Annotated in this window: 4 protein-coding genes; 3 read left to right on the forward strand and 1 reads right to left on the reverse strand. The window is 44.4% G+C overall.

Translation table 11 applies throughout. The annotated features are described in order from the left end of the window. Positions 1-138: 138 nt before the first annotated feature. A complete protein-coding gene (locus tag AC1DUA_RS35055; RefSeq protein WP_477504133.1) occupies positions 139-366 on the reverse strand; it encodes a MerR family transcriptional regulator in 228 nt (75 codons plus the stop codon). 231 nt (positions 367-597) lie between these two features. On the opposite strand from AC1DUA_RS35055, the gene AC1DUA_RS35060 reads away from it, so the two are divergent. The 3 genes from AC1DUA_RS35060 to AC1DUA_RS35070 all read left to right on the forward strand — a co-directional run. After that, positions 598-1,872, forward strand: coding sequence for a flavin monoamine oxidase family protein (locus AC1DUA_RS35060; protein ID WP_477504130.1), 1,275 nt, complete (start codon positions 598-600; stop codon positions 1,870-1,872). Between the two features lie 19 nt (positions 1,873-1,891). Then, a complete protein-coding gene (locus tag AC1DUA_RS35065; RefSeq protein ID WP_477504131.1) occupies positions 1,892-2,440 on the forward strand; it encodes a RidA family protein in 549 nt (182 codons plus the stop codon). Between the two features lie 218 nt (positions 2,441-2,658). Further along, the coding region (locus tag AC1DUA_RS35070; protein WP_477504132.1) for a cupin domain-containing protein at positions 2,659-3,276 on the forward strand (618 nt) is incomplete at its 3' end.

Here is a 3,276-nt window from a genome sequence, read left to right on the forward strand (position 1 = left end):
GCGATAAAGCCGCCAATCATGGTAAGAACAAGGACGACCAAAACTCGAATAATGCGAGTTCGGAGTTCGGATAAATGATCAACCAGTGACATCATTTCTTTTAATTGCATAGAAGGCACCTCCAACTCTCAGTTTGCCTTACGAACCTGCCAACATGCGCTTGAGCTCAACGGTGTGGAAGCCGTCCGACATTTTCATGTGAATGTCCATAATCAGTTGGATATCCTCGAAAGAATATTTGCGCACGCCACCTTTGCTCCTCTCCGGAAAAATAAGCTTCCGATCCTCGTAGTAGCGAATTTGCCTCTCCGATAACCCGGTTAATTCACTGACCACTCCAATTTGTATCACTTTCTTTTGCGTCATCTTCGTTATCATCGTCATCCAACCTCCAATTATGTAAGTTAAACTAACATATAAGTGACGTAAACATAAGTAAACTCTATCATTTCGGCAAAAACAGATCAAATAATCCATTTTTATCCTGGTATAAGTTTAATTTATGTAATGTAACCTTACACAAACTAATGACGAAACCATTTTCCGTTGGTATGTTTAATGTGCGGTTTATCCAAACACGAACGAGGAGATGGGAGCATGGAGAAGACACCGATGAAAGAAGATCAAATTACACGTAGACAATTTTTGACTACAGTCGGAAAAGTAGGAGGGTCAGCCGCACTTTTCAGTGTTTTGGATTATGCCCGTAAATTTGGCGTAGCGATCGAGCCTTTTAACAATGTGAACGAAAGTGGCTACTATTACAATGAAAATGTTGGCGAATTATCAGGTGTGAAAATTCCGAAGCGCCAAGCCAAAGCAGACGTAAGAGGGTATGTTGCGGAAATGCTGGCGAAAGCTGTGAATCAGAAGGCGCTGGATCTCCCTCTAACAACGGAAGAGAAAGCGAAGCTTGTCGCGTACTTGAAAACCGAAGGGGATCTTAATGCGGATCTGTTCTATAAAGGTTCGGAGCGGGCCGGATACACCGAGGAGCCAGGCGGTAAATTCGACTCCGGCGTCCGGAAAGATCCATTCAGCTTAAAGGCCATCATTAATTCCGGTTTTGGACAATTTTTTAGCAGTGAATACTCTTATGATCAGCAAATGATGATGTTCCACCCGGTTGGCGGGATGGATATGATTGCCAAAGCTTTTGAGAAGCGTGTCAGTGACAAAATTGAGTTCCATTCCGAAGTGCAAGAAATCAAACAATCATCCGAAGGCGTGCGCATYCTGTATAAAGATTTGAATACAGGTGCTAGCAAAGAGGTTTCAGGAGACTTCTGTATCTGTACTATTCCGCTCCCTGTTCTCAACGATATTAAGGCTGATTTTTCCGCTGAAATGAGGACCGCTATTTCCAAGATTGCTTATGCATCAGCTGGTAAAATCGGTCTTCAATTCAAACGTCGCTTCTGGGAGGAAGATGAATTCATCTACGGCGGAAGCACGCTGACGAATATGGATATTTCCAGCATCTATTACCCGCCTACGGATTATTTTGCCAAAAAAGGGCTTCTGCTCGGCTACTACGCCTTCGGTGGAAATGCGGATAAACTAGGTAAAATGACACCGGCCCAGCGTGAAGATTATGCAATAAGCCAAGGCGCCAAGATTCATCCGCAATATCCTAAAGAATTCGAAGCTTCGTTCTCTATCGACTGGAAGAAGATCAAGTATAATCTGGGTGGATGGGCTTCATATACGGCAGATGATCGTAAAACCTACTATCCGACTTTATGCAAGCCGGACGGCCGTATTTATTTGGCAGGGGAGCACATCAGCTATATTACCGCTTGGCAAGCAGGTGCTATTGAGTCTGCTAGAAAAGTAGTCACCGAGATTCATGAGCGCGTCATGAAAGAGTAGACAAAGGGAGCGATGAACGATGATCTTAACTAAAAAAGTGAAAACAATTGCAGCTGTCACCATAGGTTCATGTCTCATTTGTGTTAGCGCTTATGCAGCGGGAGCTGAAAAGACGAATAAATATACAGCTGAACCTATTAACGAAGTTGAGTTCTACGGCAATCCGAGCTCTTCAATTGCTGCGGGCGTATCCGTCCCGGCTGGCTCCTCCTATTTGTTCACAAGCGGTACCGTACCGCCAGTTATTAATAAAGAAGGCAAAACGATCTATGAGCGTTATGGGGATACCAAAACGCAAGGTATCGGGATTTTGAAGGAGATCGAAAAGCAATTGAAGGAGAAAGGTTTAACGCTTGCCGATGTTGCCTATCTGCGGGTCTATGTAACAGCTGATGCCGCCAAAGACAATAAGTTTGATTATCAAGGCTGGTTTGATGCTTATGCCCAATTCTTCGGTACAGAAGCAAATCCAGTTAAACCGGCGCGTTCCACGGTTGGCGTGGCAGGTCTCGTCAGTTCTGACTGGCTGATCGAAATCGAAGCGGTAGCGGTAAAAGCAAAGGCTTAACTTACAGTGCGAATAAACGAAACTGATAAACGAAACAAATAAACGAAAAACCTGTACCTGCGATCCTCATCATTTGCGAGGGGAGCAAGTGCAGTTTTTTTTGCCTATAAAAAACACTGGTAAGGCTAGGTTTTACACAATTGTTGGAAGGTTGAATGTGGTATAGTGTGCTCACGCAAAAGGCTGCCATTTCATTCCAACATTTGGAGGGATCGCGATTGAAGCTAAGCACGAATGTAGATGTTAGAAAAGAACCGTTCCACCTGAACCATTACAAGATTAGCCGTAAACTCACGTGGGAAATATACCATGCTCACCCTTGCATGGAGTTCCTGTATGTCTACGAGGGGAATGGCCGTGTCGAGGTGAATAAGCAGGTTTTCCCTATTGAACCTGGTACACTGCTTGTATTTCAGCCATTTCAATTGCACCGGATTCATATGAAGGGACCGTTCATCCGGTCCATCCTCATGTTTGATCCCTATAAGCTGGATGCTGCTCTGCTCGCTTTCAGCGGAATTCGCCAATGGTACAATATCCTCTGGAAGCAGCCGTTACTACGTCAGGCTATAGGGGATCAGCAGCATGTGGCAGCTTTATTTGAGCGACTCCACCAGAGGTTGGCGCGTCTACCCATTCATAAACAGCAGGAGGAATTCGTTTTATCGCTTTTAGCTATTCTTCAAGGGATTGAACCTGTTAGAAAAAAGTTGCATGACGGGCTTGAAGACAGGTTGAGACCACGTTATTCTCATACGGCCATGCAGATGATCGAATGGATTGAACTTCACTATAAAGAGAAATTTGATTTACATCGGATGTCCGAGGACTTACAC

It is taken from the genome of Paenibacillus sp. 01T422, assembly GCF_056398785.1.